This window comes from Cohnella sp. CFH 77786, assembly GCF_019400745.1.
In the GTDB taxonomy this organism is placed as follows: domain Bacteria; phylum Bacillota; class Bacilli; order Paenibacillales; family Paenibacillaceae; genus Cohnella.
In genome coordinates, this window is sequence record NZ_WJIB01000004.1 from 76,560 (window position 1) to 101,449 (window position 24,890).

Sequence of the window (24,890 nt, forward strand, 5' to 3'; positions counted from 1 at the left end):
GGCTTTATATACTATAGACGTTTAATTGTGCCATTTAGTTTCGCCAATGGAGATGTATATTAAAAGCTAAAAGGAGATATCATCCATAAAAAAGGAAAAGGATGAGGCATCCCTCATCCTTTTCCCTTGTTCAGTTCAGCAATAATTATTCGCCGAAGAATACCGTGCTCGTCGATTTACCGTTCGGAGCTGTAGCAGTCACTACAAACTGATACGGTTTAGTTCCGTCAACCTGAGTGAACGCGGTAATTACACCCGATGTCGGATTGATCGTCACTTGAGCGTTGGTGATGTCAGATACGGTGTAACGAATTCCAAGCAGTTTTTGGAACGTTTGAATGTCGGTTGCGTCATATTCGATACCATAGTTGTCTTTTACTTTTGCCGTCATGAGGGCTCCTGCATCAACAAGGGCACTACCCGTTCCGAGATCTTCGGAGGAATCGGACGACAAGGAGTCAGCCACAACCGCATCGTTTTTGACCGTTACTTTAGCGCTCAGCGTAGCCGTTTCACCATTAGCTTTGTAAACAACCGCTGTTACCGTAGCTTCGCCAGCTTTGTTACCAGTTACAAACGCAGTATTACTACCCGTAGTAACTTGTGCAACGAGGTTGTTCGAAGTCGTAACGTCTTTGATGTTTGCCGGATAAGCAACGGTGTTGCCTGCGTTGTCTTTAACCGTCAAAGTAATTTCTTTTTGCGTTTTTCCACCCAGGATGGAATACGGAGCAGCCGGGAACAACGAAGCGTTGTCCAGCGAAGCATACAGGCTCGTGATGTCGCTGATGCTATAGTTCAGTTGAACCAGAGCCGGGTTGATCGCTTCGATCGATACCGTTACCGGCGTAGCGATGTCTCTCCAATCCGAACCAACCTTTTGCTGCAAGGTTGCTTTCAGAGAAGAAGTACCGAAGATGCCAGTTTGTGCATTAAACTGCTTGTTATCTGCATTTACGTTGTCCAGGGTGTATTCATAGACCGTGGATGCAACGGAAAGCGAGAGGGTACCGCCCGAAACCGTGATACCCGATGCGTTCGGAACGTAATCGTATTGGACACGGTAATCGGTAGACGGAGTGTTGCCGCCGATGTTGTCGCCATATTGGTCTTTAACCTGGAAGTCAAATCCGGAAGTTGCGTTCAATACCGCTTTAGCAGCCGGCTTCTTAGCAACAGTCAAGGAAGCAGGTACGCGAGGATCAGCAACAACGATTTGCATTGTCTTCAAGGTGTTAACGTTAGGCGAGAGAATGCTTGCCGTTACGAAAACGTACGACTTGGCATTCACGGTTGTTGCTCCGAGGCGGATTTTGCCTTTGTCCGGTCCAACCGTTATGAGTTGAGCAGATGCTACGCCGGACGCAGTAACCGTGATGCGATCTTTGTTGTCGACGATTTCTTGCGGTGTCAACTTGTCACCATTAGCATCATAGGCATTCAGCGTTACCAATTTGCCGCTGTCGCCTTGAGCAAGCGTACCGTTGAACTCAAGGTCGAGTTGCGTAGCGACTTTGGAAGTGCCAACATCGAATTTCGTGGTGGCAACGCCGGAACCAGCATACACAGTCAACGTGTGAGTGGAAGCTTTGTCTTCTTTCTTCGACAGCGAAACGCGAACTTCAAACTCGTCATCGTTATCGAAGTCACCGTCCGTTACGACTGCATATTGGGAATACGGAACGATGTTAGTGTTGAAGTACTTACCGTTCACCTGCTGGAGAACGTTTTGGCTGACGGTAACAGGGTTGCCGTATTGGTCGAACAGTTTGACATCGGCAGTTGCCGTTTCACCAACGTTGATCAGGGCAGTTTTACCGTTATCATACTTCATTTCGCCGAGCTCCATCTTCGATACGAACGGAGCGAAGCCCAGTTTGAACACCTTGTTAGCAGTGAGGTGCGTGTCGTTGAAGTAAACATATACCGGAATCTGGGTCAGACCAGAAGTAGCTTTGTTTGCATCAACGGCAGCTTTGGTGTTCAGCTTGATAACCAGGTAACCATCGCTGTCCTTCGTAAGCGAAGGAGAGAAATCAGCCGAAGCGTTCACCGTGAAGTTAGCGGAACCAAAAGAAGCGAACTCGCCGTATTGGTTCTCAGCTTTCAACCGAATGCGCGCATTCGTCGTCGTTGCGATTTCGTCCGTCGCCGAAACGAACTCGAGCTTCGAAACGGTTTCTTTCTCGCCTTTGAAAGATGCAGTAGCAGTAGCGATTTCTTCAGCTGCGAGACCGCTCAGCGTTACCGTGTAATCCGCTTCGGTGATTTTCGTGTCCGTCAAAGTCAGCGTAGCGGTTTTCTTGTCATCGGACCAAGCCGAGGTCGTAGCAACCGTAGCCGTGCCGCGTTTCAGCGTCAATACAGCTTTGGCAGTGTCGACAGCTTTGTCCAACGTAACCGTTACCTTGGAAACACCGGTCGCTTTAGCGGATGCTACGGAAACTTTAGCCGGAGCTTGCGTTTTCACGTAGACTTCGTACGAAGCGTTAACAAGGATTTCACGGGTAGCAGCAGCCGTGTAAGTAGTCGGCAGGTTGATGCCGTTGTCGATCAGAGCTTTGATGTAACCAGCAGCCCAATCAGCAGCGCCTTCAACTTTAGCATCGGCTACCGGAGCCAATCCGAGAGCTTTCGCAGCGGCAACTGCAAGCTCTTGCACCGTCACGTCGCCATTCGGATTGAATTTACCGCCGCCGACACCTACCAGAAGATTTGCTGCAACTGCAGCTTCAACTTCTTGGTAGTACCATGCGGTTTTAGCAACGTCCGTGAACGTTTGAACCGTCGGCTCAGCGTCAACGTTGATGCCCTTGAGAAGGCCAAGAACGCGAGCGAATTGAGCGCGGGTCATATTTTGATTCAGACCGGCACTGCCATCGGCCATGCCAGCGAAAATGCCTTTGGCTTTCAGCGCGTCGAATTTCTCTTGCGCCGTAGCCGGGTCAGCTGCCGAAGCAACGGACGCGAATGCGCCGAATGCCAGGGCCGCGGACAGAAGAACGGATAAACTTTTCTTCATAACCTTTTTTTCTCCTCCTTGGGAAAACATCTGTTGGTGTTGCGTGGAAGATTGATAGCTCGATTCTCTCATCGATGTTTCACCCCCTTCCCTGAGTTGAGCGATTGTCTATAATTTGTGTCTGCAATCATGAGACCTATGTAGGAGAATCATGTCGCAGAAACTCGTAAACGGAGTGAATCTGCCGAAGAAAACAAAAATAGGCAGGGAAAAATATGCCACTTCCCCCATTATACATGAGGAATATATGAAGCGCAAACGCATATTTTACGAGATTCGTAGCTTCCCGGTCTTAGGTCCCGGTTGTTTTTGTTACATGTTGTTTAACGCTGTTGCTCGGAAAAAGTTGCGGCGAATTCGGAAATCGTTAAAGTTTTTTTCGCAGATTCCATTATGTATTACTATGTACGACCCTCAAGCCTCTTTAGTATAGCTTGTGACACCGTCTTCGTCATCGCTTAACTTTTTCCTTTTCGTCCAAGTTCGAACAAATCCGATCGCCTCCCGTCCGTAAACAGGAGGCGATCCGCGCGAAATTAAAGCTTCTTCAGACTTTTCAAGATTTTCTCGGTGATCACGGCCGCATCGGCGCGTTTTAAGAAGGAATCCGGCTCGAAACGGAAAGTCTTAGCCGGCTGGGTGTTCACGATGCCGCTGATAAACTTGGCTTTAACTACGGCTTGAACGGAACTTGCAGCATAGATGTCCATGGTGTTGGCATCGGTAAACTGCTTTTGCAGAGCTGCCAGATCTTTCTCGGCATTCGCGTTACTCTTCACTAGATTGAGCGCACGCGCGACCATAACGGATGCCTCTTGACGCGTAATGGGGTCGTTCGGGAAGAACAATCTGGGTGATTTCCCACGGATAAAGCCTTTCTTTACCGCGGTCTCAACATACCGATAGTTCCAGAGTGCCCCCGGGAAATTGATTGGTAACACGTCGTCGAAAGTCATGTTGTTCGGGTCGTATTCAAGCGGGATGTCCAATGCTTTTACGAGCATCTGGGCAAATTCTCCGCGGGTAATATTGTCATACACCCCGAAATTGTTGTTATCTTTGTTAGCCATAATCCCTTTGGACAACATCGTTTCCAATGAGAATCTTGCATAAGGGTGTCCAATAATATCGCTGTAGCTATATCGAAGAGCCATTACCGCGTAATAACCGAAACCGTCGAATGAAGCGGTAACCGTCTTGTTCTTGGTGTTCGTTACGCCTCCTACATTGATCCATCCGCTGGAAGTGTACCGCCATACGCTCAGGTTGGATGCCAAAGCATCCCGAATGTTGCTGTCATACTTAATGGTGATCGTCCCCCGCTGTGACGGCTCTAACCATTTGTTCGGCTCAAATACCCGATTATAGAAGATATGGTTCGCGGCGAACGGATCCATTGCATTCACAAGCGTGTAATCCGGTTTGGATGAATCGAAGTAGCCGGCATCCACCCAAAACAGATTCGACGCGAAGTTGAAATTGTTGAGAGGCCTGATCCGATCGATAGCGAAATCGTCGGTACTGATTGTCTTAATCGTGCCGTCCAAATAATTGCCGTCAGGGTCCTGTTCGCCGACTGCGTTATATTTCTTCACAGCTCGCCCATCTGTCCGGTCGGCGATGCCAAAGTACAGTTCTTGCGCATCGAACAAATCGACCGTTTTCACGTCCTGTCCCGGATTCAGGTTTGCTTGGCGCAGGAATGTATTTTTCGGGAAGGACAACGTGAGGTCGTTTTTGAAAATAGCCAGTTTGCCCGATGTCGGGATTTTCGCCTTATATTGAGCACTAATCGAATTGTCGGCCGCATAGTTGACGGTAAAGCTGCCATTTATCTTCTGCTTCCCTTGAACCACGGTAAATTTCACCGTATTGTTGCCTGGCTTCAGAGGTTTAAGCTCATAGCGGAAAATATCTCCCTGACCTTTGGTCATCTCGACTTTGCCAACAAGGACCTGATCCGCTCCTTCTGCCTTGATGCTGATCTTCAGGAAGTTCGCATTAATGACACTTTCCTCCGGAAGCTTAGGAGACAAGACAATATACGGCGATAGGTCACGAATGATCGTCACGGTCTCGCTGACCGATACCGTTCCCGCACGGACGATTACCGTAATGCTGGTTGCACCCGATTGCGGCAATCCGACGTTCCAGAGACGAAGTTTCACCGGGCTCGTGTTGTCGATGGAAGTGAGACATTGATTAACTGAGCCCACAACGACTTCAAAGCAAAGCCCAATGCCGTCCGTCGCATTCGTATCGTTGATGTTCAATTTAGCAGGAGTTGACGTACTGTTTAAAGATACGGTTGCCAAGCTATTTCCATCGACTTGGACTTCCATGTCCGTCGCATTTGCGACATCGAAAATCAAATCGAGTTTTTTCTCCGTCGTGTTGTACTGCTTGGTGCCGGTAGAAACGAACTTGGACAACGTATCGCTGAACTGCCGCTTTACCGGAGGCGTAGTATCCACAGTCGGATCCACGACGAACGGAACCGGAAACATGTTTGAGATACTAGGGTTCGTTCCCGAGACGTAATATAACGTTAAAGTCGTGGATACCGGAACCCCGTTCGCAACCCCTTTGAAGATCAGAGTATTCGGACCGGGGACTAGATGAAGTCCCTTGGAATAGGGATCGAAACTGAAACCGCCTGAAGTTGTCGTCCTAGGCGCGCTTGCAGGCAACAAATCATAGTCGATTCCGTTGAAATTCAATTTGAGTGTATCTAGTTCGTCATCGTTTGTTAAATTGAAGTTGACCAATGTTCCATTAAAGCGGTCCGAACTGACAAAATCGTTCGTCCAAGTCATGCCGTCAAACAAATTGTCCAACTGAATGGACGGTGCAGGCGTAAAGGTCAAAGTTCGGGTAATCGTGTCCGATTTGCCACCGCTTGTAATCTTAAAAGTAAGCGTAATCGTTCCACTTGGCATATTGGTGATTTTGATCACTGGCTGATCGTTTTGATTCCTGAAAGTCGCATCATAAGTGAATGAACCGGAAGGAACTGGGTTCCCGCCTTGCGTTGCGGTAACCGTTGTGGTCCCCCCAGAAGCGGAGAAGTTCCCTGTGTTCAACACCATCCAAAAAGGAGTTTTGAACACGGTCGAATTGTTCGGAAAAGAACTGAAGGACGTATAGGAAACAGGCGTCCCTTCCGTAACGTTATAAGCTTGCTGAACGTCGGTAATAAATGGTGATGTACTGTCACGAAACTTAAAAGTAATCGGGAAGTCAGTATTTGGCGTCGGTGTCGTATTCGTCACGGTAAGCGTATAATCGCCGGTCGTATCGATCGTCAAGTTCCCCGTCGTGAATGAATAAATCACGTAACCGGTGCCCGTTCCGACCGAAACGGGGGCAGCATCGGTGACTGTCGCGACAGTAGTAGCACCGTTCTTCAGCGAAACTGTAATATTCGGCGCGGGGGAGGTGCTGCTGACGATAACTTTACCGGTAACGGGCACGTTGTTTTGAGCAGTACTGAATGTCGGATTGCCATCCAAGGGCTGCGTGCCGGCTTGAATGTCATATGCAGTGAAGTTGCCGTTGTAGTAAGCCAAATAGCGGGTTTGTTGGTACGTCTTCGTAGCGTTTCGCGCCACAATGACCAATTTGTTTTGCCCAGGGGTCAACCCAATATTAGACAATACGAACGTAGAACCGGAGCCCCCGATCATTTGGGTCCCGTTAATCGTTACTTCTGTCGCGTTAGGGGCTTTAATATTAATCGCTTCGGAGGAGCGCGTGGTGACCACGGTCGCGCCGTCTGCCAGGTCTCGTCCGTCTGCCAATTTTATCTCCGTAATGACAGGGACATTGTTGAAATTGACATAGGCATCTCCCGATACGGCATTGCCTGTCGTATTCACCCCGGTGATGGAAATACGGTTTAATCCATCGTACAGACTGACACCCGAAAAGAGGAAGCTGTTTCCGGTTATGGTTGGTCTTGTGGATCCAACGGTCGTTTGTACAGCCTTGCCGTTGACCAATTGCTCGATTTTATACGAAATGGATGATGCCGTTACCCCGCTGAACGTTCCCGCGATATCCGTGATGTTGCTGTTCACGTCGGTGGGCGCGGTCTGATCCGTGCTGAAGTCGCGGAATTGGAAGTACACGGAAGGCGCAGCATTCGTTATCGACGGGCTCATGGGCAGCGTCGGCAAGACTAGAGCCACGATAAGCAGCCACAAAGTAATGCGCAGTCGATTGGGTTTCAAAAGTAAATCCTCCTCGCTGAACTTGGTTCAAATAAATCCCATATGTATTTACCTTATCGGACGTCTGCGCCCGATTGTTTAGCCGGCGAATTAAAAATGAGACCGCGTGCCCATAAAAACGAAAGGCTTCATTGTGCACGCACAACGAAAACCCCGATAGCGTTACTGGCTTCGGGGTCGGGATTCATATAACGATCACTTCGAACGGCTCTCCGTCTGCGGCTTCATCAGACGCCTTGCGAAGAAGTTGATCACCGGGCGCCGCGACTTGTCGACGATACCAATGAGCTCCGCTCCGATCTGCAGCAGGAACACCAGCACGCAGATGACGATGAACGTCACCCAGTTGCCGAAGCCGGTCTTGGTCAGCGCCGATTGCAGTACTGCGCAGCCGCCGAAGAACGCGGCGATTCCGTAGATGACGAGAACCGTCTTGCGGTGGCTGAAGCCCAGCTGCTGCAAGCAGTGATGAAGATGGCCCTTGTCGGCCTTCATCAGCGGTTTCTTGTTCACCCAGCGGCGAACGATCGCGAAGAACGTGTCCGAGAGCGGTACGCCGATGATAAGCAGCGGGGTCACGAAGGACAGCACCGTGATTTGCTTAAACCCTAACATGGACAGCATCGCCAGGCTGAAGCCGAGGAACAGCGCGCCCGAGTCGCCCATGAATATTTTCGCGGGATGGAAGTTGAAGACGAGAAAACCCAAAATGCTGCCGAGCAGCACGATGGCCAGAAGCACGACCGTGCCGTTGCCCATGATGATCCCCATGCCCATGATGCTGGCGATGGCGATGGCGGAGACGCCGGCCGCGAGGCCGTCGAGCCCGTCGATCAGGTTGATCGCGTTCGTGACGCCGACGATCCAGAAGATCGTGAGCGGGATCCCGATCCATTCGCCCAGCGGCTGCATGGCGGATCCGAACGGGATGTTGACGATGTTCATTTTGATATCGAAGCCGAAAACGACGACGCACGCGACCCCGATCTGGACGAGAAACTTCAGCTTCGCGTTCAGGTCGAACCGGTCGTCCAGCGCGCCCAGCAAGATGATCAACGTGCCTCCCGTGAGGAGGGCGCCGATCAGGTTGCGGTTGCTGGCCATCATCAAGTTGTTCGGAATGAAGTTCAAGAGAAGAAGCACGACCAATGCGAAAGACGCGTAGATCGCGAGGCCGCCTAGGCGCGGCATGATGCGCGAGTGGACTTTCCGGGCGTTCGGCACGTCGACCGCGCCGACGCGGAACGCGAATTTCTTGACAAGCGGCGTAAGTAAGAGTGCGAGCGCGAGCGAAGCGATGAATCCGGATATACCGATTCCGATCATGAAGCCAGTTGGCATCGATTAACTCCCCTTTTATAAGCACCGGTTAGAATTATAAACCCGGCGCCCGGAAGTCAACAAGGCGGTTATCCTGTCGTTTTCCGGCAAATTGGTTCATTTTCGCGATTTTCATGATGTTTTCACGAGGCATTAGCCTTGTTTGAGGACCTTATCTCCGTCCCTCATCACTTTCAGCGCAAATCGGGGCAAAACCAGCATTCTCCGGTAGCGGGCCGGTTCCTGAAGCAAGCGGTAAAACCATTCGAGATGCATTTTCCGGAAAAGCTTCGGCGCCCGCTTCAGCTTGCCGGCAATGACGTCGAAGCTCCCGCCGACGCCCATCATCACCGGTACTTGCAGCGCGCTTTCGTATTTCGCCAGCCATGGCTCCTGCGTCGTCAGCGAACGCGCCACGAACAGCAGGTCCGGATCCGCTTCCCGGATCGCCGCCACGACCGACGCATCCTCATTTTCCGTAAAATACCCATCCCGGTACCCGACGAAACGGACGCCCGGATATTGCCGCTGCAGATTCGCGTGAGCCGCTGATATCGTTTCCTCGGTCGTGCCGAGCAGGTACACCTTCCAGCCGCGCAAGTCACCTTCGCGTAGGAGCTCGTGCATGAGATCGAACCCGGCGACGCGCTCCTGAACCGGCTGGCCGACATGGCGGGCGGCCCACACGACCCCGGCCCCGTCCGGGACCACGAGATCGGCGGTCTGCAAGGCGCGGTGGAACGAAGGATCCTCCAGGCCGGCCATGAGCATGATCGGGTTGCCTGTCACGATGCGGTGCGTACGGCGGGATTCCACGGCATCCACCAGGTAGCGGACCGTTTGTTCCATGTTCATTTTCGAAAACGGGACGCCGTACAGCGTCACCGTCGGGAATGCCCGTGTCTGCGATGCGATACCGGAACTCACCTCGGCGGCACCCTCCCCATTCATCTGTGTTAAATACGTTTGTAATCCAAAATTTGTTGCGCGGGACGGATGGCTTCTTTTTTCAACCGGTCGATAGAGCCCCCCGCGGATATACGCCATGCATCGGGATCGTCCAACAAGCGGGCGGCTCGGTCCGCGAAAATGGCGGGATCGAGCGCTTCCGTGGAACCGATCGCTTTCTGTCCGATCCGGGCCAAAAATTGGTCGATTTTCGGATCGTACGAGAGACCGAGCAGCGGCACTTCGCGGTTGGCGGCATAGATGAGCGAGTGCAGCCGCATGCCGAACAGCAGCCGGCACCGCCCCACCTCGCCCAACATCGCCTGCGGCTCGTCGTGCGCCGGCGCAAGCTCGCACGCCACGCGCGCGCTCGCGAGCCGTTCCATCACGTACCGGGACGCATCCTCGTCCAGGCCGTGATGGAACGGCAAGAAGCGCAGCCGGACGCTCCGCCGTCCGGCCAGCGCTTCCAGCGCGGCCGCCGCGCGGTCCAGGTCCGCGCGGTCGCCGCGCCAAAAACGGACGGACACGCCGACCAACGCCGGCCCGTCCGCATCCTCCCGCTCGCGCGTCCCCGCGAGCGGCGCCTCCCCTTCGCCTCCACTTCGACCGGCGCTCTCCGACAGCACCCCAGTTCGCGCGCAATCGGCTCCGGCTCCGCCTTGATCGGAGACGCCCGCAAGCTCCGCCACACCTTCGCCCCTAGAAACGCCCGAGCCCGAAGCCGTCGCCGAAGCTGCGCCACCGGCGACCGATCCGCCGACCGCCTCTCCCGGCATGGGAAGGCCCATGACCGGATCCGGCACGACCTCGACGCGCTCGCCCGGCACGCCGAACTGCCGCAGCAGCGCCGCCGACTCCTCGTCGCGCACCGACACATAGGCCGCCTTGCGGAACGCCCGCGCGATCGGCCAGCGGAATATCGACCGGTTCACCGGGCCGATGCCTTGCGCGTACACGAAAGTCGGCTTCCCGCACCAACGGGCCATTTCCATGATCCCCAAATAATACGGAATCGACCCGAGCCCGGTGGCGTCCTGCAGCAGGCTTCCCCCGCCGCTGATGAGCCCGTCGCTCGAGCGCAGCGCAGCCCGCACCGCCCCCAGCTTCAAACGCGGCACGGCTTCCACGCCGTACTGCCGGCTTGTCCAATCCGGATCGCCCGACAGCACGACCGGCTCCACCCTCACGCCGCGTTCCTTGCCCGCGTGCTCCAAAGCCGTCAGGATGCTTTTCAGCACCGCCTCGTCTCCGCTGTTTTTAAACCCGTAGTACCCAGACAGAACGAGACGCATCACTTCGCCTCCCGAAGCTCGCCAAGCCCGAACCGTTTCCAAATCCGCTCCCCGACCTGCCAAACCGCGATCAGCACGAGGCCGATCAGCAAGCCGAGTCCCAGCCCGAGCAGCACGCGCGCAATCGAAAGCGCCAGCGGCGTATGGATGTGCGCGAACGTATCGACCATCGACAACTGCGCGATCGTGCCGAGTACGAGCAGGAACGACGCATAGCGATACCGCAGCGTCAGGAAAATGCCCGCCAGCATGATCGGGTGCCCCAGCAGGAACTCCTTCGTCCGCGGACGCACCCCGAACGTATTCTCGAGCAGCGAGCGGAACGTGAGCTCGATGCCCGACACCGTGCCCGCGTTGCCGGTCCGGGACATGTAGTACAAGCCCGCCGCGCCCAGCACGCCGATCGCCGCGATCCAGAACACCGTGATCGGCGTCATCAAAATCCGGCGCGCGTTTCCAATCACCGATCCGCCCGGACCGTACAGGAACACGTACACGGCCGCGAGCGCAATCGGCGCCGCATGAAGCAGGCTCACGCCCCGGAACTGCTGAAGCACCAGATTATACGAAATATGATTGAGCAGCGCCACCACGATCGGGATCGCCGCCATGGAGAGCAATGCCGTCCTCAAGTACAGCAAAACCGCGCTGCCCAAGCGCCGTCCCGCGCTGAGCCCGTCCGAGCGGTTCGCGCGCAGCCTGCGCACGAGCAGGATCACGGCGGCCGTCGGCGCCGCGATCGCGGCGAACAACGCAAGCGACTGCACCATCAACGTGGGCTTCAGCACGTACAATCCCGCGCCGCCAACCACGCCCGCCGCGAAAGCGAGCGCGATGAGCGACGGAAGGAACATCCCGACGACGATGGACACGAGCGCGATCCCGCCCAGCATGGCGAGCCCGCGCAGGAGGGTTTCCGCAGGGGCATGATGCACCTGGAACGCGTGAGGCACGCCGAACGTGAAGCCGAAGTGTTTGAGACCCTGCACGGCTCCTCCGCTCAACCCATGATTTTCGCCTTCCGCCGCTCCGCCCGCCGCCTGGCCCGATTCGACTTTCTCGCCTTGCAGCGCGTCCACGATCGTATCGAGCGGATTCGTCAATTTGCCCTTCAAAGCATCCCTCGACGGAATCGCGTTCAAGAATACCATGCGGATGTTGCGATCCTTCACGGCCAGCAGGATCCGGTCCTCCAAGGCGTCGGTCTTGATCACGGCCATCTCCTGGTCGGTCACGGAATGGGCGCGGATCACGTTATAGTCGATCAGTTTGGCCAGCTTGCCCAAACCTTGGACCGGCGTTTTCAAATTCTCGAAAGAAGCGATGCCGATCCCGTTGTTCTGCAGCATGTACGCGAACCGCTGCACGCCGTCCGGCTTGCCCGGCCCCGGCGATTCCTCGCTGAATCCGGGAACGGCGTCCCCGTCGAACGTGATGCGGTCGATGCCCGCCGCCTTGAACGATTTCAGCCAAGCGTCAAGCCGCTCCGCGTTGAACGGTTCAAACCGGTCCGAAAGCCGCGGTACGACCCACAGCCCCAAGTCCCTGAGCTGCCGGATCTCGATCGGATTCGGCTGCATCGGCCGGAGCATGGCGTCGTCCTTGCCGATGTCGAGAATGACGCCCTTGCGGCCGTCCATCGCCCAGTCCGACACGGTCACGCCGTGCGCTTCGAACCCTTCCCGGACGATCCCCTCGATCTCGGCGGCATGGTCCGGATTCAAAAACAGCACATAAGTGCGGTTGTCGTTCTTGTCCGGCACCCGGCCTTGCAAGGCGGCGGCTTCCGCAGCGCTGTATACCTCGGTTTCGCCCGCCCAGCCGAACTCCTCCAGCGTGCTCTCGTACACGACCGCCCCGTTCACTCCGGCCTGCATGAGCCGGTTCAGCTCGTGCTTCACGGTCGCTTCGGGATCGGCCTTCCCCGCCCCGATTTGCAGCAGATCACGGTAATCGATGACGATCGCCGTCTGGTCGGCGGAAGATTCCGTCTGGGACCTGGCGTACATGACCGGCAGCGATGCGATGACGCCCAAGAGCACCAGCCACCACAGCCAGCCTGCCGATTTGCGATTCACTCTGTTCAACCACTGAGGCACAACCGTCACTCCTTCAAGATGAGTCCATTATGATGTTGGGCTAACGTCGTTGATTCCATCGGGGAACGGGACAGTCGTGCTGTGGTCCTCCCTGTGCAGCCGCGCCTCTCGGCACCCGTGCCGCACTCGCAAAAATTAGCGGCATTTCTGCCGCTAATGGTCTCATATTCGGCAACTGCTCGCTCTCGGTTTCATGGTGACTTCGAATCCGCTATCAAACACGTTGGCCATCTTGTTGCTCTGCCGCGCCAAAATCGCATGCCTCGGTTGTCAGCTCAACGCTGCTTGGTCCTCTGCACCAATCCTGCTCGCTTTGTAAGCGCACTGGCGATTTCGGCACCAACTTAGCGCCGCTATTTCGCCTCGCTCACCCGCGATCCCGCGAATTCGCGTCTGTGCGCCACTATTTCGCCTCGCACATCCGCGATCCCGCGAATTAGCGTCTGTGCGCCGCTATTTCGCCTCGCACATCCGCGATCCCGCGAATTCGCGTCTGTGTGCCGCTATTTCGCCTCGCTCACCCGCGATCCCGCGAATTCGCGTCTGTGCGCCGCTATTTCGCCTCGCTCACCCGCGATCCCGCGAATTCGCGTCTGTGCGCCGCTATTTCGCCTCGCTCACCCGCGATACCGCAAATTAGCGTCTGTGCGCCGCTATTTCGCCTCGCTCACCCGCGAGCCCGCGAATTAGCGTCTGTGCGCCGCTATTTCGCCTCGCTCACCCGCGATACCGCGAATTAGCGTCTAGTGCGCCGCTATTTCGCCTCGCTCACCCGCGATCCCGCGAATTCGCGTCTGTGCGCCGCTATTTCGCCTCGCTCACCCGCGATCCCGCGAATTAGCGTCTGTGCGCCGCTATTTCGCCTCGCACTCCCGCGAGCCCGCGAATTCGCGTCTGTGCGCCACTATTTCGCCTCGCTCACCCGCGAGCCCGCGAATTCGCGTTTTCGCCTTACGCCAAAGCGTCTACGCGGGCCATCACATTGGCGACCAGGCGCTCCAGCGACGCAGCGGCCGAGTTCAAATCGCCCCCGCGCACCGCGAAGTACAGCTTGATTTTCGGTTCCGTGCCCGAAGGCCGCAGGCAGAACCAGGATCCGTCCGCAAGCATGAACTTCAGCACGTTCTCCGGCGGCAGGCCGTCCAGTCCCCCGGCGTAGTCGAGCATGCGGTCCACCTTCACGCCGGCCACCTCGGTCGGCGGATTGGACCTCCAATCGGACATGATCGCGCCGATTTTCTCGAGGCCGTCCTTGCCCTTCAACGTGCGCGATTCCAGCTTCTCGAGATACGTGCCGTACTCGCTGTAAAGCTCGAGCAGCACGTCATAGAGCGTTTTGCCTTGGGACTTGTAATAGGCGGCCGCCTCGCAGATCAACAGCGAAGCGACGACCGCGTCCTTATCCCGCGCGTAAGTGCCGGTGAGGTAGCCGTAGCTCTCCTCGTACCCGAAGAGGAAAACATGCTCGTTAGAGCTCTCGAACTTCGTCATCTGCTCGCCGATATACTTGAAGCCCGTAAGCGTATTGATGACCTTGCAGCCGAAGGAGGCGGCAATGTCGGCTCCCATCTCGCTCGTGACGATCGTCTTGATGACGGTTCCGTTCGCGGGTAGTTTGCCCTGTTCTTTGAGTTTCGATAGCAGATAATGGACCATGATTGCGCCGGCCTGGTTGCCGGTCAATACGACGTACCGGCCTTCGTCGTTCTTCACGACGGAACCCATGCGATCGCAGTCCGGATCCGTTCCGATGATGATGTCGGCTCCGACTTGATCGGCCAGCTTGATCGCCAGTTCAAACGCTTCATGCTCTTCCGGATTCGGGGATTTCACCGTCGGAAATCCGCCGTCCGGCTGTTCCTGTTCCGGCACGACATGGACGTTGGCGAAACCGGCTCGCGCCAGTACCCGGCGGACCGGCAAATTGCCGGCCCCGTGCAGCGGGGTGTAGACGACCGTCAGCGCGTCCCCGGCCCCCTGGCGCAACAGCTCCGGCTGCACGGCCTGCGCCTTCACCGCGTCCACGAAGTCCTGATCCGCCTCGTCGCCGAGCCATTCGATCAGGCCTTGGGCTTCCGCTTCGGCCTGGCCGATCCGCTTGACGGCGTCGAAAGACTCGATTCGGCGGATGCTTTCGATCACCTGCTCCGCCTGGTCGGGCACCAGCTGGCAGCCGTCCGAGGCGTACACTTTGTAGCCGTTATATTCCGGCGGATTGTGGCTTGCCGTGATGACGATGCCGCCGGCCGCGCCCAGCTTGCGCACGGCGAAGGACAATTGGGGCGTCGGGCGCAGCGTACGGAACAGATACGTCTTGATACCGTTTGCCGCCAGCACGCACGCCGCTTCCAGAGAGAATACGTCCGAATTGCGCCTGGAATCGTGGGCGATCACCACGGAAGGCGCAGCGCCCCCCTTAAGCAAATATTCCGCGAAGCCTTGCGTCGCTTTCCCGATCACGTAACGGTTCATTCGGTTCGTTCCCGCGCCCATGACCCCGCGAAGTCCCCCGGTTCCGAATTCCAGATCCCGGAAGAAACGGTCCTCGATTTCCGCCGTCTTGCCGGCGATGGACCTTAGCTCCTCCTTGGTGGCCTCGTCGATGCCCGGATCCTGCAGCCATGCCTCGTACAATTCCTGCGGCGTTTTCTTCATCCCTCAACTCTCCTTTTACCGGCTTATCGTCTATCTCTATAAGAAGGTCCACGCTTGCGCAGTGTCCTGATGTCCATTACCCTTTCGGGGCAGGGTCCGACAACGCGAACATCAATTCGCCTTCGGCCACGACGGCGCCATCTACCTTGGCGGTCGCTTTGCCTTTGCCGATCGGTCCTTTGAGCCGGGTGACTTCCAGCTCCAGGATGAGGGTGTCGCCCGGCTTCACTTGACCGCGGAACCGGAACTCGTCAATGCCGGCGAAGAAGCCGAGCTTGCCGCGGTTTTCTTCCACCATGAGCATGGCGACGGTTCCGACCTGCGCCAGCGCCTCGACGATCAGCACCCCGGGCATGACGGCGTATCCCGGAAAATGCCCCGTGAAAAAAGGCTCGTTCATCGTCACGTTCTTCAGCCCGACGGCGCGTTTGCCCGGTTCGACTTCGAGGATGCGGTCCACGAGCAGAAACGGCGGACGGTGGGGAATGATCTCTTGGATTTGGTTAATATCGAGCATTTGCGATCTCCTCCATGGCAGGAAATGGTTGCCGCCGCATAGACGGCCGTTTATTGGCCCATACTAGGGTTGTCCCCTTCGGCGAACTGCAGTCGCGAAGGTTGATATAAGAGAGCTTGCATCCGCGCCCGCAGGACGGGCGCGGCCGCGGGCTCTTTTGTCTCCGTCAGGAAGCGCGGTTCAAATGGCGGAATTGCAAGACATAAATGCCGGAAGTCAGGAACGAGAGCACGATGCCGATCCAGAACAGCAGCAAGCCCCCCGGCTGGTCGAGCAACAGCAGCACGATCGCTCCATAGTAAACGACCGTCGTCGCTTTGCCGAGCCTGTTGGCGGGAACCGTTTTGAATCCCCGGAAATGAAAAAACGCCGAAAAGGCAATCATCCCGATTTCCCGGAACGCCATGACCGCCACCGCTTCCCAGGGGATTCTGCCTCCGACGAGCAGCGAGGCAACGATGGCAAGCATCATCAGCTTATCCGCCAGCGGATCAAGCATGATGCCGGTGACCGTAATTTGCCCGCTTCGGCGCGCTATGTATCCGTCCAGAAAATCCGATAAGCCCGCCAGCAGCACAGTGACGAGAGCCGCCAAAGGATAGCCGTTCAAATACAGCACCAGGAAAAGAGGAATGAGCGCGAACCGGGACATCGTGATCAAATTCGGTACGTTCATCCCCTACGCTCCTCTCGCTCTTCCATCCGCTTGGCCATAAGTTCCCCTCGCTCATTATACCGTTCGCCCGGTCAAATGAAAACTCCCCGGCACGGCCGGGGAGCCAGCGGCATCTCGTCTGTCAGGGGAAGGCAGTCAGCCGTCCGCAAACACGAGATCGTACATATGCTTCCAAGTGTCTATCTCGAACACTTCCGATACCGGTCTTCCGCCGAGCACGGCGTAACCGGCCGCCAACCCTACGATCAGCGCCAAAACGCAAAGACCGGGAATAATCAATACCTTGAAGGTGATCCACAGGATTCGTCCGATCGTCCGGCCGGCTGAGCGTCCTCCGGACACCGTCGGACGGGGAGATGCAGTCATGCAGCTTTCGTCTCCTTCGATAACGCCCGGGGGCGGTTGGTTTCCACGTTCGCTCGCTGCACCACAATGCGAAGCATTGCTGCCTGCAGGCGGAACGGACGGGACGACTTTGTCGCCCTTTCTATCCTATCATCCCCGGAGATTATTCGCCATTCCCAGCATCTGATCCGCGGAGGTTAACGCCCTCGCGTTAAGCTGGTAAGCGCGCTGGACGGACATCAGGTCGGCCATCTCGTCCGTCAAGCTGACGTTCGATTGCTCCGTGAACCCTTGCCGGACGGCTACGCCGACTGGCCTGGCGGGGAGCTGCTGCAACACGGAAGCCGGATTCGTGCCTTGCTCGATGCCGTACAGGTTGTCCCCGATCGAACGCAGAAGCTCCGGCTTCAGCACCTGGACGAGCTGCAGCTGGCCCAGTTCGATCGGCGTCGTCCCGCTGTTGCCCACGGCAGTCAGCGTCCCCTCCGGCGATATCGTCAAGGTCCGGCCGGCGGGAACGATGATGTTCTGGCCCCTGCTGTCCCGGACCGCCATTCCGGCGTCGGTGACGAGCTGTCTGTCGCCGCTCGGCAGCGCGACCAGTTGGAAGGCTCCATGGCGGGTATAAGCCGGCGTGCCGTCGGGCATGGTGATTTCGAACAGCGCGTTCCCTTCGATCGCCACGTCGTTCGGGTTGCCCGTCGCCTGCAGGGCCCCTTGGGTCATGTCCAGCATCATGGACGACAGGCGTACGCCCCAGCCGAGCGTGAATCCCGGAGGCGTCGCGCGACCGGGCTGCCGGAACGCCTCCTCGTGCGGCTGCAGGCTGGTCAGCAGATCTTCGAAAACCGAGGTTTTGCGTTTATAACCGACGGTATTGATATTGGCGATATTATCCGCAAGCATGTCGAGCTTCCGTTGCAAGGAGCCGATCGAGGCGGATGCGGAGATCATGGAGTTGTTCAAGCGGCGATTCCTCCCGTATCAGGCATGGATTACACCCTGCCGACTTCGTTCACGGCTTTCTGAAGGCTGCTGTCGTAAAATTGAATGACCTTCTGGTTCGCTTCGTACGCGCGGAGCGCGGACATGATGTCCACCATCGATTGGGCGGAATCCACGTTCGACCGCTCCAGGAATCCCTGGCGCACTTGCACCGGGTCGCCCGCCGCGAGCTGGCGGATGCCGGCCGGATCGCCCTCGTAACGGAATCGCCCGTTGCCTTGCCGGGTCAGATCGTTCGGGTTGTTCACCACCGTGAGCATAAGCCGCGGACTCCCGGGCAGCGGCGCGTTCAGCGCACGGCTGTACAGGATGCCGTCCGAAGTCACCGCGATGTCCTCCCACGACCCGTTGATGACGATCGGCTGGCCGTTGGCACCCAGAACCGGCACTCCGTCCGCGGTCAGCAGCGTTCCGTCCTGCGCCGTCTTGAAGCTGCCGTCTCGGGTATATTGCCGCTCGCCGTCCGGCGATTGCACCGTGAAGAAAGCCTGCGGCTGGTAAGTGACGTTGCCGTTCGGATCCACATACTTGCCGGAATCGTCGAAAACGGCGCCGTTCACCCGAATGTCCGAAACCAATGCCAGATCCTGCGGCCGGTACGTCTCGAACAGATCGCCCTGTACGAAGGACAGCCGGTTCTCTTCCGCGAATACGCCGGTCGTCAGCTTGCCGATCGGCCCCTTCTTGACGTTCTCCCCGCCCATGGCCGAGATCAGCATCTCCGGAAACGCCCGCGTCATCGCGTTCATCGCCTTGTAGCCCGGCGTGTTCAGGTTCGCGATATTGTTCGTGACCGTATCGTGGCGCCGCTGCTGGGCCATCATCCCCGAAGCGGCCGTATATAATCCCCTTAGCATGTTAGCGAACCTCCCTGCATTTGCATGACGACCGATCCGCCGCGCCGGCGGCGCGCTTCCATCGATCGCGCGTACCGAGACGACTGCTTCGTCGCCCCGGTTTAACCCAACTTTCGGGTCATTTTATCCAAATGATCCAGCATAATGCCGGTACCTTTCACGACGCAATGCATCGGGTCTTCCGCGATGAGCACCGGGACCTTCAGTTCGTCCGCCAGCAAGGCGTCGAGTCCGTCCAGCAGCGCGCCGCCGCCGGTCAGGATGACGCCGCGGTCGATGATGTCCGCGGACAGCTCCGGCGGCGTGCGCTCGAGAACCGACTTGGCCGACGAAACGATGGCCGACACCGGCTCCCACAGCGCGTCGCGGACTTCGTCCGAATGGACGGTAATCGTCTGCGGCAGCCCGGATACCATGTCGCGGCCGCGAATGTCCATTTCCTCGCTGCGGCCGTATGGATACACCGTTCCGATCTTGATTTTGATATCCTCGCCGGTCCGTTCCCCGATCAGCAGTTTGTACTTGTTCTTTATGTATTTCATGATCGCCGCGTCGAACTTGTCCCCCGCGACTTTAAGAGAAGAGGCGGTTACGACGTCGCCCATGGATAGGACGGCTACATCCGTCGTGCCTCCGCCAATATCGACCACCATATTGCCGCTGGGCTGGAAGATGTCCATGCCCGCTCCGATCGCCGCCGCCTTCGGTTCCTCTTCCATGAACACTTCCTTGGCTCCGCTTCTCTCGGCGGCCTCGCGGATAGCCTTCTGCTCGACCGAGGTAATGTTGCTCGGCGCGCAGATGAGAATCCGGGGACGGCTGTACCAGCTGCGACCTCCCACCCGCTGGATGAAAGCTTTCAGCATCATGTCCGTGACTTCGAAGTCTGCGATCACCCCGTCCCTCAGCGGACGGATCGCCACGATGTTGCCCGGCGTCCGGCCGACCATCCTCCTGGCGTCTTCGCCGACGGCGAGAACCTTTCTCGTGTCGCTCTCGATGGCGACGACCGACGGTTCGTCCAGGACCACTCCCCTGCCTTTCACATGAATGGACACGTTCGCCGTGCCGAGGTCGATTCCGATGTCTTTGCTGAACATGAGCCTTGGCTCCCTTGTGCGATTGGAATGGATAAATTTCGACAAATTTCAGGTTTAAACATTCATAATATTATATTATTCAACAGCGTTTTTCGATTTCCTTCTTTTTCTTCCCGGACTTTTGGCGGAATTATACTTTCCCGGCCGTCATCACTTCCCGTTTCTTCACCGTCGTTTTCTTGTATTTGATCTTGGTCGCTTCTCCTCCCCTCAGGTGCCGGATCGATTTGTGGTACTCCAAAATGTGCTTGACTTGGTCCGCCAAATCCGGATTGATCTCCGGCAAGCGTTCGGTCAGGTCTTTATGCACCGTGCTCTTGGAGACGCCGAATTCCTTGGCAATCGTACGCACCGTATTCCGCGTTTCCACAATGCATCGGCCGATCTTGATGGTGCGTTCCTTGATGTAGTCGTGCACGCTCCCGCCTCCCTGCTGAAATTGATTGGTACATTATATGAGGGGCGCGGTCACTTATTCTTTGTTCCGGGGAGCATGTGCGTCTTTGGTCGCAGGATTTAATCCCCAAAATTACGGAAAGCCGGGCCGTTCCGCTTCGTGCGGATCGGCCCGGCTTCTTTTTCCGGAAACCGCTTTATTCGGTTTTGATCATGCTGGCCGGGTTCACGGACGTACCGTTGCTCAGTACTTCGAAGTGGACGTGAATGCCTTCGGCCGTTTCCAGCGGGCTTTGTCCTGCGCTGCCGATCACATCGCCTTGCTCGACTTGTTGGCCGACTTGGACCTTGATGTCCTTCAAGCTTTGGTAGACGGTCTCCAGTCCGTTGCCGTGCTTGATGCGCACCTCATAGCCGTTAACCGGCGTCTGTTCGGCCACTGTTACTTCGCCGCTAAGCGCTGCCAGTACGTTGAAATCCTTGGCGTCAATGCGGGCGAGATCCACGGCCGTGTGCGGCGTGAACTGGTTGTCGCGCTCGATCAAAGCGGCTTGGCGCTCTTCTTCCGGCGCGGACGCGTCGTAGAAGGCCATAACCGTCTTGAACGATTCGAACTTGTCCACCGGCCACCGGAGCGTTTCTCCGTTCGCCGCTGCCTGCGCTGCGTCCGGGCTCGCGGTTTCTTCCGCGCCCGCTCCGGTTTCCACGCTGGCTTGACCGGGAACGGATTGATCCGCGTCTTTCCCCTGGCCACCCGCGTTCAGCCAGAGGATCGTTACGATGATTGCTGCCGCGGCCATGTAAGCTGCAGGGAAGACCCACCGTTTGGACAGCAGCTTTTTCCAGCCGGAAGGTTTGGCCGGCACCGATCCTGCGACCGACTTGGGAGATTCGTCGATCTTGCGAGTCGTTTTGTTGCCTTCGTTATTCATTTTTCCATCACCTCAGTAAGCCATTGTTACCAGGTGACGGGGTTTTATACCTGAACGGTTTGCAAGTTTGCAATTTTTATAGTCTAACTTGCCTATGGGGAATTTCCGATCCCTTCCGCAAGTTTCGAAACTTCCATCAGCTCCGTCCCCGAATAATAGTATTTGACGATCTCTTCCGCGCTACTCCCGGCTCGGGCCATGCCTTGCGCCCCCCATTGGCTCATGCCGACGCCATGCCCGCTTCCGTAAGTCGTCAAAATGATTTCGCCGCCTTCGACGCTCCAGGTGAATGAGGCCGACCGGAGCCCCAGCTTGTCCCGGATTTCCTGCCCCGTGAACGTCTCGCCGCCTACTTTCATCGTTTTCACCCTTTTGCCTGCCGACCACTCCGTCACCTTGATTTTCGGATAACCGAACAGTCCGGCGGCTACGGGCAGCGTTTTGACCCCAAGCTTGGCATAAAACTTCTTCAGCGGAAGCCGGGCGGTCTCTACGGAGCGCGGAGCCCCCTTCTTGTCCCACGGACTGGCAACGGATCGAAGGTACGGGACTTCGCCGGGAAATACGTCCTCCGAGTTTTCCGTATATCCGTTACTGGTCGAAAAATAAAGCGCCTGAATCGGCTGCCCTCGGTATGCGATGATTCGGCCCTTCGTACGAGCGGCTGCCTGGGTGAACTTGAGCCACGCTTGCTCGTCCTTCCTTCTCAGAAGCGCCATGTCCGCCAGGGACCGGTAAACCTGGTGAGTCAGGGTGTCCGTCACGTCCGCTCCGGCGACCGGCATGCCCGATTCGTCATGCAGCAGCAGCCGGCGTACGATGTAGGTACGGGCGGCGAGCGCCTGCGCTTCCAGTGCGGCCGGCTCGAAATCGGAAGGCATCTCCCCCGCGACGACTCCCCGGACGTAGGTCTCGAGCGGTACGGTTTCGACGCGGCGCTCAGCCGTGAGATATACCCGAACGTCGGGCAGGGACTCGGCAGGGAAGCTGCTTTGCCTATTGGCTGGCATGCTATCGCGTCCGTAATCTGATGGGGACTTGTCCGACGCGGATGAATCGCGGGCTTGCGCACCATTTTGTTCATACGTGCCGGCAAGCTCGTCCGACGAGGAAGTCCGCTTGTGAGCCGCAGTGGGTGAATCAGGGTTGTTCGCATCTCGGGACTTTGTTGTGTTGTTTGGGTTGGCTGGGTTGGCTGGGTTGGTTGGGTTGGCTGGGTTCGCTGAATGGCCGGATTTTGCGAAATGAGCGGTGTTGTTCCGGCTGTCTTGGGCCGAGTTTTCCGCGCTTGTCCAACCGTTTTTGGAAACTTGGGCGGCGAGCGCATCCGAGCCTGAACTCCGGGGATGCAAAGAAACCCATAGGATGAGCGCAAGGACCAATCCTCCCGCAAACGCCGTCCATTCCATCGCGTTGCGCCCTTTCATGTGCTCCCTCCGCGTTTGGATTGCGCCGGCGGCTTGTCCCCGCCGGTCAAGAGAGTTTATGCGGATGATGGCGGAGGTAGAACTGCGATGGAGGCGGGATGAAGGCGGGATGAAGTCGGCCCTATTGGAATGACCACGGACTGAGTGAAGGGGATAGGGTGGATTACGGCTTAACCGAGCTTGAACTAAGGGAAGAAGGTTGGATGGGATACGGCGTTTCCTAGACAAAGCGAAGAGGATAGGGTTGTTTCGATTTGTCTTTTTCCGAGACTGAGCGAAGAGGATAGTTTTTTTTGAGATATGGCTTTTCCGACTCTGAGCGAAGACGATAGGGGTGTTTAGAATTGGCTTTTTCCGAGACTGAGGGAAGGTGATAGGGTTGTACCAGAATCAAAAGTTCTTGCCTATACCGTCCGTCTCTGTTACTCTCTTAGCAGACAAGGTCGTGAAGCACACGCCGTCTGTACCGGAATTATCCGGTCGGGCGGCGTTTTTATTTTCTTGTCCAGGGGGGACCAGGGTATGGTTCAGATCGCGAACAAGGGAGATCCGAGTACCGACAACCCGCCGAAACATGAGTACCCTGCCTTTCAAGAGGCTTATCGGCGATGGTTGAAAAAGCATATTCGCGAAAGCACGGGCGAACGCAAACGCAAGCTCTTGCAGGGCCTCGGCTACTCGGAATATGCATTCGTTTCCGAAACGTGGTGGCCGCTTTTCGGCAATTTCGATCACTTATACCCGGAATATGCGGTTTTCGATTCCAAGGATGGCACCCGGTTCCTGGACTTCGCCTACATGAGACCCGGCCTGATCATCTGTTTCGAGATCGATGCGTTCGGAACCCATCACGCCAAAATATCGCGTTGGAAGTTCGACGACAATCTGGACAGGCAGAACGACCTGGTGATCGACGACTGGAAGGTTCTGCGCTTCTCGACCGATCAGGTCACCACTAACCCCCGCCACTGCCAGAGGACAATCCAACTCGCTTTCGGAAAATGGGGGATCATCAAACCGCCAATCGTTCTGGCCGATCCGATCGACAATGCAATCGTCAGGTTGATGGAAGGTCGCAAAATTGCCCTCTCGCCCATTGAAATTGCCCGCGAGCTGGGTTGGAGCAACGCCACCATTGCTAGACATTTAAAAAGCTTGCAGAAAAACGGCATTGTATTTCCAAAAAAGTCGGGTATGACAAGGACCACTCGTTATGTCCTTAACAGAACTCCTAGCGCCACTGCTGACTCGAAGCAGGACTTTAAAGGCAAGGAAGTTCCTTGAACAAGAGATGGATCTGTTTTGCGGATTAGTGGCGCTGCGTCGTGATTTCGGCGGATTGGCGAGACAACGGGCGGATTAGTGGCGCTGCGTCGTTATTTCGGCGGATCGGCGAGACAACGGGCGGATTAGTGGCGCTGCGTCGTTATTTCGGCGGATCGGCGAGACAAGAGGCGAATTAGTGGCGCTGCGTCCTTATTTCGGCGGATCGGCGAGACAACGGGCGGATTAGTGGCGCTGCGTCGTTATTTCGGCGGATCGGCGAGACAACGGGCGGATTAGTGGCGCTGCGTCGTTATTTCGGCGGATCGGCGAGACAAGAGGCGAATTAATGGCGCTGCGTCGTTATTTCGGCAGATTTGCGGTACCGGAGGCGGATTAGTGGCGCTGCGTCGTTATTTCGACGGATCGGCGAGACAACGGGCGGATTAGTGGCGCTGCGTCGTTATTTCGGCGGATCGGCGAGACAAGAGGCGGATTAGTGACGCTGCGTCGTTATTTCGGCGGATCGGCGAGACAAGAGGCGAATTAGTGGCGCTGCGTCGTTATTTCGGCGGATCGGCAAGACAACGGCCGGATTAGTGGCGCTGCGTCGTTATTTCGGCGGATCGGCGAGACAAGAGGCGAATTAGTGGCGCTGCGTCTTTATTTCGGCAGATTTGCGGTACCGGAGGCGGATTAGTGACGCTGCGTCGTTATTTCGGCGGATCGGCGAGACAACGGGCGGATTAGTGGCGCTGCGTCCTTATTTCGGCGGATCGGCGAGACAACGGGCGGATTAGT

General features: G+C 56.8%; 17 protein-coding genes. 1 reads left to right on the forward strand and 16 read right to left on the reverse strand.

What is annotated here, in order from left to right; translation table 11 throughout:
* Positions 1 to 145: 145 nt before the first annotated feature.
* The 16 genes from GE107_RS07505 to spoIID form a co-directional block, all read right to left on the reverse strand.
* On the reverse strand, positions 146 to 3,094 hold the full coding sequence (locus GE107_RS07505; RefSeq protein ID WP_219639077.1) for an S-layer homology domain-containing protein: 2,949 nt from the start codon (positions 3,092 to 3,094) through the stop codon (positions 146 to 148).
* A gap of 464 nt (positions 3,095 to 3,558) precedes the next feature.
* Positions 3,559 to 7,254, reverse strand: a complete 3,696-nt coding sequence (locus GE107_RS07510; RefSeq protein ID WP_219639078.1) for an S-layer homology domain-containing protein — start codon at positions 7,252 to 7,254, stop codon at positions 3,559 to 3,561.
* Between the two features lie 195 nt (positions 7,255 to 7,449).
* Positions 7,450 to 8,580, reverse strand: coding sequence for a glycosyltransferase family 4 protein (locus GE107_RS07515; RefSeq protein WP_219639364.1), 1,131 nt, complete (start codon positions 8,578 to 8,580; stop codon positions 7,450 to 7,452).
* 147 nt (positions 8,581 to 8,727) lie between these two features.
* Positions 8,728 to 9,429, reverse strand: coding sequence for a WecB/TagA/CpsF family glycosyltransferase (locus GE107_RS07520; protein ID WP_255570335.1), 702 nt, complete (start codon positions 9,427 to 9,429; stop codon positions 8,728 to 8,730).
* Positions 9,430 to 9,530: 101 nt separating this feature from the next.
* On the reverse strand, positions 9,531 to 10,817 hold the full coding sequence (locus GE107_RS07525; RefSeq protein ID WP_219639080.1) for a polysaccharide pyruvyl transferase family protein: 1,287 nt from the start codon (positions 10,815 to 10,817) through the stop codon (positions 9,531 to 9,533).
* Entirely contained in the window at positions 10,817 to 12,826 is a 2,010-nt protein-coding gene (locus GE107_RS07530; protein ID WP_255570336.1) for a DUF5693 family protein, read from the reverse strand. The genes GE107_RS07525 and GE107_RS07530 overlap by 1 nt, the downstream gene beginning before the upstream one ends.
* 1,041 nt (positions 12,827 to 13,867) lie before the next feature.
* Entirely contained in the window at positions 13,868 to 15,571 is a 1,704-nt protein-coding gene (locus GE107_RS07535) for a phospho-sugar mutase (protein ID WP_219639082.1), read from the reverse strand.
* 76 nt (positions 15,572 to 15,647) lie between these two features.
* The gene (fabZ, locus tag GE107_RS07540; protein ID WP_219639083.1) at positions 15,648 to 16,088 is read right to left on the reverse strand and encodes a 3-hydroxyacyl-ACP dehydratase FabZ; all 441 of its coding nucleotides are present in this window, start codon (positions 16,086 to 16,088) and stop codon (positions 15,648 to 15,650) included.
* Between the two features lie 166 nt (positions 16,089 to 16,254).
* On the reverse strand, positions 16,255 to 16,764 hold the full coding sequence (locus GE107_RS07545; protein ID WP_219639084.1) for a CDP-alcohol phosphatidyltransferase family protein: 510 nt from the start codon (positions 16,762 to 16,764) through the stop codon (positions 16,255 to 16,257).
* 135 nt (positions 16,765 to 16,899) lie between these two features.
* Positions 16,900 to 17,130 carry a DNA-directed RNA polymerase subunit beta gene (locus tag GE107_RS07550; RefSeq protein WP_219639085.1) on the reverse strand — a complete coding sequence of 77 codons (231 nt, stop codon included), beginning with the start codon at positions 17,128 to 17,130 and terminating at the stop codon, positions 16,900 to 16,902.
* A gap of 129 nt (positions 17,131 to 17,259) precedes the next feature.
* On the reverse strand, positions 17,260 to 18,075 hold the full coding sequence (locus GE107_RS07555) for a flagellar hook-basal body protein (RefSeq protein ID WP_219639086.1): 816 nt from the start codon (positions 18,073 to 18,075) through the stop codon (positions 17,260 to 17,262).
* Between the two features lie 29 nt (positions 18,076 to 18,104).
* The gene (locus tag GE107_RS07560) at positions 18,105 to 18,971 is read right to left on the reverse strand and encodes a flagellar hook-basal body protein (RefSeq protein ID WP_219639087.1); all 867 of its coding nucleotides are present in this window, start codon (positions 18,969 to 18,971) and stop codon (positions 18,105 to 18,107) included.
* 101 nt (positions 18,972 to 19,072) lie between these two features.
* Positions 19,073 to 20,071, reverse strand: a complete 999-nt coding sequence (gene mreB, locus GE107_RS07565) for a rod shape-determining protein MreB (RefSeq protein ID WP_219639088.1) — start codon at positions 20,069 to 20,071, stop codon at positions 19,073 to 19,075.
* Positions 20,072 to 20,201: 130 nt separating this feature from the next.
* Entirely contained in the window at positions 20,202 to 20,489 is a 288-nt protein-coding gene (spoIIID, locus tag GE107_RS07570; protein WP_219639089.1) for a sporulation transcriptional regulator SpoIIID, read from the reverse strand.
* A gap of 175 nt (positions 20,490 to 20,664) precedes the next feature.
* Positions 20,665 to 21,399 (reverse strand): M23 family metallopeptidase, encoded by a 735-nt coding sequence (locus tag GE107_RS07575; protein WP_219639090.1) that lies wholly within the window; start codon positions 21,397 to 21,399, stop codon positions 20,665 to 20,667.
* Positions 21,400 to 21,491: 92 nt separating this feature from the next.
* Entirely contained in the window at positions 21,492 to 22,409 is a 918-nt protein-coding gene (gene spoIID, locus GE107_RS07580) for a stage II sporulation protein D (RefSeq protein WP_219639091.1), read from the reverse strand.
* A gap of 939 nt (positions 22,410 to 23,348) precedes the next feature.
* On the opposite strand from spoIID, the gene GE107_RS07585 reads away from it, so the two are divergent.
* Complete coding sequence (locus tag GE107_RS07585) at positions 23,349 to 24,110, forward strand: winged helix-turn-helix transcriptional regulator (protein WP_219639092.1); 762 nt, start codon at positions 23,349 to 23,351, stop codon at positions 24,108 to 24,110.
* Positions 24,111 to 24,890: the final 780 nt, after the last annotated feature.